Origin of the sequence: Dapis hubbardiae BLCC-M172 (genome assembly GCF_050016015.1) — a bacterium.
GTDB lineage: Bacteria > Cyanobacteriota > Cyanobacteriia > Cyanobacteriales > Microcoleaceae > Trichodesmium.
Genome location: NZ_JBNHEQ010000319.1, coordinates 1 through 6,726 on the forward strand (window position 1 = coordinate 1; position 6,726 = coordinate 6,726).

10 protein-coding genes are annotated in these 6,726 nt (G+C 35.5%); 7 read left to right on the plus strand and 3 right to left on the minus strand.

Features of this window, described 5'->3' with window-relative positions; all coding sequences use genetic code 11:
- The first annotated feature begins 183 nt into the window (after positions 1–183).
- The 6 genes from ACP6PK_RS29595 (at position 184) to ACP6PK_RS29620 (ending at position 3,350) form a co-directional block, all read left to right on the plus strand.
- Positions 184–555: a type II toxin-antitoxin system PemK/MazF family toxin gene (locus ACP6PK_RS29595; protein WP_426565103.1), complete on the plus strand. Its 372-nt coding sequence runs from the start codon at positions 184–186 to the stop codon at positions 553–555.
- A 19-nt stretch (positions 556–574) separates the two neighbouring features.
- On the plus strand, positions 575–1,204 hold the full coding sequence (locus ACP6PK_RS29600; protein ID WP_426565078.1) for an ABC transporter ATP-binding protein: 630 nt from the start codon (positions 575–577) through the stop codon (positions 1,202–1,204).
- A 189-nt stretch (positions 1,205–1,393) separates the two neighbouring features.
- Positions 1,394–1,516, plus strand: a complete 123-nt coding sequence (locus tag ACP6PK_RS29605) for a hypothetical protein (protein WP_256386524.1) — start codon at positions 1,394–1,396, stop codon at positions 1,514–1,516.
- 15 nt (positions 1,517–1,531) lie between these two features.
- Positions 1,532–2,956 carry a hypothetical protein gene (locus ACP6PK_RS29610; RefSeq protein WP_426565081.1) on the plus strand — a complete coding sequence of 475 codons (1,425 nt, stop codon included), beginning with the start codon at positions 1,532–1,534 and terminating at the stop codon, positions 2,954–2,956.
- 16 nt (positions 2,957–2,972) lie between these two features.
- Positions 2,973–3,197: a hypothetical protein gene (locus tag ACP6PK_RS29615; protein WP_426565083.1), complete on the plus strand. Its 225-nt coding sequence runs from the start codon at positions 2,973–2,975 to the stop codon at positions 3,195–3,197.
- A gap of 3 nt (positions 3,198–3,200) precedes the next feature.
- Positions 3,201–3,350 (plus strand): hypothetical protein, encoded by a 150-nt coding sequence (locus ACP6PK_RS29620; protein WP_426565085.1) that lies wholly within the window; start codon positions 3,201–3,203, stop codon positions 3,348–3,350.
- A 634-nt stretch (positions 3,351–3,984) separates the two neighbouring features.
- On the opposite strand, the gene ACP6PK_RS29625 is transcribed toward ACP6PK_RS29620, so the two are convergent.
- A complete protein-coding gene (locus tag ACP6PK_RS29625; protein ID WP_426565087.1) occupies positions 3,985–4,122 on the minus strand; it encodes a hypothetical protein in 138 nt (45 codons plus the stop codon).
- Between the two features lie 328 nt (positions 4,123–4,450).
- On the opposite strand from ACP6PK_RS29625, the gene ACP6PK_RS29630 reads away from it, so the two are divergent.
- Positions 4,451–5,077 (plus strand): precorrin-8X methylmutase, encoded by a 627-nt coding sequence (locus ACP6PK_RS29630; RefSeq protein WP_094670804.1) that lies wholly within the window; start codon positions 4,451–4,453, stop codon positions 5,075–5,077.
- Between the two features lie 472 nt (positions 5,078–5,549).
- On the opposite strand, the gene ACP6PK_RS29635 is transcribed toward ACP6PK_RS29630, so the two are convergent.
- On the minus strand, positions 5,550–6,326 hold the full coding sequence (locus tag ACP6PK_RS29635) for an NAD-dependent epimerase/dehydratase family protein (RefSeq protein WP_426565089.1): 777 nt from the start codon (positions 6,324–6,326) through the stop codon (positions 5,550–5,552).
- A gap of 211 nt (positions 6,327–6,537) precedes the next feature.
- A partial coding sequence (locus ACP6PK_RS29640) for a hypothetical protein (RefSeq protein WP_426565091.1) occupies positions 6,538–6,726 on the minus strand: 189 nt, incomplete at its 5' end.

Sequence of the window (6,726 nt, forward strand, 5' to 3'; positions counted from 1 at the left end):
ACTTCCCAAACTTCCCAAACTTCCCAAACTTCCCAAACTTCCCAAACTTCCCAAACTTCCCACCCTCCCCACCCTCCCCACACTTCCTTGACGTACTACCGTTAATCCTAGTAGAGTTTTAAGAGGTAGGCATCTTTAATATTGTTTTGACAAGCAAAAAATTTTCAGCCTCTGTCTGGGTATATAGAAACCTTTAATGCTATTCCTTTAACTTCTCAAGAGACATATAAAGGTCTACCAACAACTTATTCAATTAACCCAACAACTAAAAATTGTCTAGATAAAAAATATTTTGCTCTTGTTCATCAGATATGTACTCTTGATGCTAATTACTTTAAGAACTCAGAAGGAAAATGGAAAAAGCGAATTGGAAAACTAGATAATTCAGATATAAAAGCTATAGGAGAACATCTAAAAAACATTTTTTATCTAGAAATAGATGATTTGTTTACTACAAGTGCATCTCCTGACCTTTTGATTGAGATAATGTACAAAATACCAGAAAATGAAAGACACTTAGCTCTAGAAAAATTGATAGATGAATTTACTTATTAATTGCTATTAGAATATATCAATGCTATATCTAAAAAACCTACACTATCATCCAGCAGCTAGTAACACTCCTATTCTTAACAATATTAATATGGAACTAGCCCCTCAACAAATGGGTCTAATAATAGGTCGTAGTGGTTCAGGCAAAACTACATTATTAGAAATATTAGCTGGTCTAGCTGAATGCTCCAAAGGAGAAATATACTGGAGAGAGCAAAAATTAACCTCCGAACATTTACAACAACTGGGGGGTTTAGTATTTCAATTCCCAGAAAGACATTTTTGTGGCGCTACTATTCTAGAGGAATTACGATTAGGACATCCAGAATTACGACCAGAACAAATATCTTCTGCTTTGGAAGAAGTAGGTCTTCAACATTTATCATTCAATACATCGCCCCATGCTTTAAGTGGAGGTCAACAACGTCGTCTTGCCTTGGCAGTACAACTAATTAGACAGCCTCATCTATTAATGTTAGACGAACCAACTGCCGGATTAGATTGGTCAATACGGAAGCAATTGGTCAATTTATTAGCTAAATTGAAAAACCATTGGAGTTTATTGGTTGTCACCCATGATTCTAGCGACCTTTTACCCATTGCTGATAAATGTTGGACTTTAAATAAAGGAAACTTGAAATTGGGAATTTAGAATTTAGAATTTAGAATTTAGAATTTATAAGTTAATTGAGCTGGTTTTTTATTACTATCAATGTCTCCTGAAATTTAGATAAAAGTTATAAAGAGGCGATCCGCTCATTGGAAGTTAGAAGTTAACGGACAAATGCTTGGGATAGTATCAAGAAAGACTTGAAAGGTAGTTATTAGTTATGAAGATTAGGTGTCGGAAAATTTAGCAGATACTACCAGCGCACCATTTGAACCAGGGGAGCATCGGGAAATAGCAGTTAAGGTGATCGACGACCGAGGGAATGAGTTGTTGGTTGTTAAGGAATTAGAGTAGTTGGGGGTAATTATTATGAGTAATGAGAGTGAGGATAAATTATTCGACCAGTTGGGGGAGTTTGTTATAGGAAAGCTCAGAGAATTAAGAGCATTAAATACAGAGTTAAATTTAATTAACAATAATACAACTAGCATTGTTTCTGTGCTTGATGCAGTCAATCAACAAGTAATTGAGTTAATTGAGTTAAATTCAACTGAAGATAATGCATCTATTTTGTCTAAAGTTGAGCTGGTACATAAAAAGTTAATTGAACTAGCTGAATTGTTAATTGAGGGAGATATAGATGTACAGAATGAGGTAGATGTTGTCCTGAGAATTGAGGAACAGTACCTAAAATTAGTGGAACTGGCAAAATCAAATTTAGCTGAGAGTAATAAGACAAATGTTATCTTTGCAATCAAGGTAATTTATGGAAACATAATTGAGTCTACTTATCCATATATACAAGGTAATTGTCAGTCTAATTTTCCTTATATAATTGAGACTATAAATCAAGTTTTAATTGAGTCTACTTATCCATATATACAAGATAATTGTGAGTCTAATTTTCCTTATATAATTGAGACTATAAATCAAAGGTTAATTGAGTTAATGGAGTTAAATTTAATTGAAAAAAGTAGTAGAGTTTTTATCCCTGTAATTAGGCAAAAGTATAACCATTTTTTCTCTCGTACTGCCATCCTATCATCACCGCATGCTGCCCCTACAATCCAAACCTTATACCAAGAAATATTCAGTTTCACCCCTACAAGGAAAACTCTATATGAAGACATCATAATTACCGACAAAAATATCAAGAATGACTCACATAGTTTAGTCAAAGGAATTTTCCTCTATACAGATGGAGACTCGGAAATAGTAGACTACATGATGAGTAACTTTGAAGACTTTGACAAGCTAACTGGTGAGTGGTGCTATATATATGTCTTAGAAAAAAAGGGAATTAACTGGAAGCTGTTGATAAAGTATTGGAAGTATCTGCTTTTATCAGAGCTACATGAAATATTTAAACCAATCAAGCTGTTTACTAAAAAGCCGTTTAACAGAAATGAGTCTTACAAAATAGCACGAGATTTAGGTATCCCTTCTGACCAACTTCCCTGCATAGTGTTCTTACCACCTTTAACAGAAATATCCGGTCAAGAAAAGCTTATTATTCCTGTTAAAGAAGCATCTACAAAATATTTTAGGAAAGTATTTTCAAATCTGGAAAGTATAGGTAATAAAGCTAAGGAGCAGAACAAATATGAGGCAATAAAAGCTAAGTTTAACTTTGACGATATTATCCAATATCTGGAGAACAATTCAGAAAAGGTTGTTCAACAGACAACTATTGAGTACCAATATAATGGTACTAATATTTCTGTCTTTAGTTCTAATATTGCTAGCCTAACTGGTACAGGAACGATAGACACAGCAATTAAAAATCAAGAGTGAAATAAGGAGATTAAAAATGACTAACAAAAGTAACTCTAATATTAAGATAGATCGTTCTAATTTAGGTAGCGTTACAGGTAAAGGAACGATAGGCACAGCAATTAAAAATCAGTATAATTATTCCCCTGAGCAAAAGCAAAATTTAGCTCAGGCAGCAGCAGAAATTCAACAATTATTACAACAATTATCTAAACCGGACTATTCTGAAACTCCTGCGGAAAATGCAATAGTTGTAGGTTAGGTAATGCAGGAAATTGAGAAAAATCTCTCTCTCAAGTCTCGAATAATTGAAGCTTTAAAACAGGGAGGAAAAGAAGCTTTTAAGGAGTTAATAGACAATCCAGCAGTTAATATTTTGATGGCTTCAATTGATGGCTGGAATAATGCGGAGTAGGAAATAATATTGTTTATTTATGGTGTGTCGAGTATCCCTCAACTTGTTAAAAAATGGAGGAAACACAATCAGAACTTACTTAGTATTTTCGCTGCTGAGTTAGGAAAAAAAATTACTCCCCTACTCCCCTACTCCCCTACTCCCCTACTCCCCTACTCCCCTACTCCCCTACTCATTAAAAAAGACTTTTTCAGCAAACCCTAAGTATTTTGGCTTTATACCTTATATCCACCATTTTGTCAAATTATCGAATTTCTTGAATATTTGCTCTTGTTTGAATTTTGTTTTTTTGAGGTTATCCCCCTCGGCTCAAAATTAGCAAATTTAAGATCAAAAAACACGAAAACACTTGATTGTAGGGTTCTATACCTAGTATTTTCTCAGGTTTAGATATAACATTGGCACAATACCTTATGTACAGGATATGATACCAAATCTTTGAAATAACGCAAGCTCGTGAAATAATTTGTTACGACCTGGGAAAAATGAGGCTGATTATATTTATAAAAAACAATATTAAAATCTAAATTGATGAGTAAAACTTATACTGGGCGTTCCCTATTTAGTTTATTTTTTTGAAATTAATTTTGCAAGAATTAAGAAAAGAAGTAGTCAAAATTTTTCAATTGCTTTGTCATACTATAAATTTTGAGGGCGATCGCTCCGACTCACTCATTACCGCCTTTCCTTCAGCAGAAATATCTCCACTAGCAACTCCATAAGGAATTTGAGGACGCATCTTATCTGAAGTAATAATCCCTGGTGCACACATATTGGTTTGTTTTTGATTTTAGTATTGAATTAGTAGCGATTAACCCACTACCAAGCAAAGCAGAGGTAAGTAAAAATTGCCGACGGTTGACCATTTATATAGTAGTTACAGTGAAGTATAGTTGACGATAGTTAGATTACAAATATTATTAAAAGAAAAAAGCTAATAGCTAAGTTTAAATATCTATGGTACAGATGTACTGTAGTGCTAATTTCTGTGATATACTCCCAGAGCTTATGGCGCTCACAATAAGCCAGTAGGCTTCTCAACTGACTATCTAAACTATTAAATATAACTATATACAGGGTATACAGGGGAATAATTTGATATGGAATGGCACATCACAGACGCCCAAAGCTTAGGAATTATAGACAGGGAAATTGGCCCTCATGCTTTATCTCCCGCAGAGTATGAGATAGTTAGACGGGTAATATATGCTACAGCAGACTTTGAATATAAGTCTCTAATTAGTTTCTCTGAACATGCTTTACAGTCTGGAGCCGCTGCTTTGGCAGCTCGTACAACTATTGTGGTAGATGTGCCAATGGTACAAGTAGGTATTACCTCAGTTATTCAAAGTACCTTTGCTAACCCAGTTTATTGTTCAATGGATGCTATAACTAGACCTCAGAAGGAAAAAACTAATGCAGCTTGGGGAATTGAAACTTTAGCTAGACGTTATCCAGAAGGTATTTTTGTTATTGGTCAAGCTCAAACAGCTCTGTCTGCAATTGTTGATTTAATTGAAGCCGAAGAAATTAGACCTGCTTTAGTTATTGGTACTCCTTCTGGTTTTGTGGGGGTTGATGTCGCGAAGTCACGTTTGTATGATTCAATGATTCCTCATATTAGAATTGATGGTCGTAAGGGTAGTGCCGTAGTAGCAGTTGCTATTATTAATGGTTTGGTAGACTTGGCTTGGCAGGCTTATGGTAAACAAGGCCAAGTTCAATAATTAATAATTAGAGCTTGCTGAATAAGTTTTTTAGTAGGGAGGAGGAGTCAGGAGTCAGGAGGAATGGGAATTATAAAGTAGGTAGTTAGAAAAATAGTCCCTTAATTTTTCTGCCTCGCGTACCCCAAGATGCTCAATTTTTCAGATATATCAACTGAAAAGTTGGTACTTTTTCCAGACGTAAAATGGCTAAAGCCTTTATATATTAATGCTTTTATCTTTGATTTTTAAACCATAATTACCTCTTCTTCAAAAGAAGAGGATTGGTGAAAAGGAAAATTTTTTCTTTTTTTCTCCCTGAAAGGAGAGGCTTTATACCTTAATTTTTCGGCAAGAGTATTTTTGAGCTTTAAGTTGGGTGAAATATTTCAGGATAAGAGTTTAACTTCTGTCTTATTCCGAAGAGGTCTAATATGTCAGTGCGTTACGCTTTGCTTTTAATGTTGCGCAGCAAAACGCACCCTGCTGAAGTTCACATAAACTTACTACCTTTCGGCCAACCATATAACTGTAATCTGTAGAAAAAGTTGGGGAACAAAGCAAACAAATACTTAAAAATCTTAAAGCCTAAAGGTTCATCATAAGTTCCCACCCATTGCTTACTATTCTCAATCCAATTAACTATTGTCTCAGCGACCTTATCCCCAGATGGGGCAGAATTAACTCTATTTGCCCGAATCTTATAAGCCTTATCATTCAAACGATTTACTGGTGCCCAAGCAAATTTACCAGAAATCGCACCAGGGCGATACAACCGCAGGCGAATCATATTTTTACTAGAATGATATACAATAGGTCCGACTCCAGACCAAAAATAATGTAAAGCTATTTTACCAGAATGATAAACCGGTCCGAAACAGGAAGGACTCCCATCAGCTATTGAACCAATGGCAATTACATCTAAGGGTCTACTCCGAGTTAACTTTGCTACTTCAGTAGCAACAACTGCAGGCCAAGAAAAATTAACTCTATTCATGGACTCTACTAACTCAATTACAGGGATGCCACCCTCTCCCACTTCAGTCTCAATTTGACCAGCATTTAAAATTACCACATCTGGGTCATATTCGAATAGTTTTTTGGCATCCTCAATAGTTTCTTGGGGAGAAACACACAACTCATCAAAAAAATCTCCCTCTAAATTAGGTTGACGAGTCACTCCAACAACTCGCCACCCCCGTGACTTATATGCTTTACCCATCGCACTACCTAAAGTGCCAGAAATTCCAGTAATTACAACAGTTTTCATTTAATTTTATTTATAAACTACATATATATACAGGACTTACGCAACTGCAACGTATTTTCGTCATTGCGACGGTAGGGTTTGCGGAGCAGTCCGGAACGGATAGCAATCTCAAACCCCTGTTTTTCCTACCTCATGCGTGAGTCCTAATATAGCTTTAAGAACTGCTTCATAAACTAAATATTAAAAGAGCTTTTCTGCTATCTACAGAATGTCATTGCGAGGGGGAGGGTGAGCCAGAATTTTTATGGTTTTCCCAGTCATTACCCCCGTGGCAATCTTTGGCATAGATAAGAGTCAAAGCCCGGAGATTGCCTCGGCTAAAAATATGCTTTTCCCAGGAGGTTAACTTGTTCAATTGCCACCTTGCAATGACACGCCCTAGACTTTCTTTAGTATGATA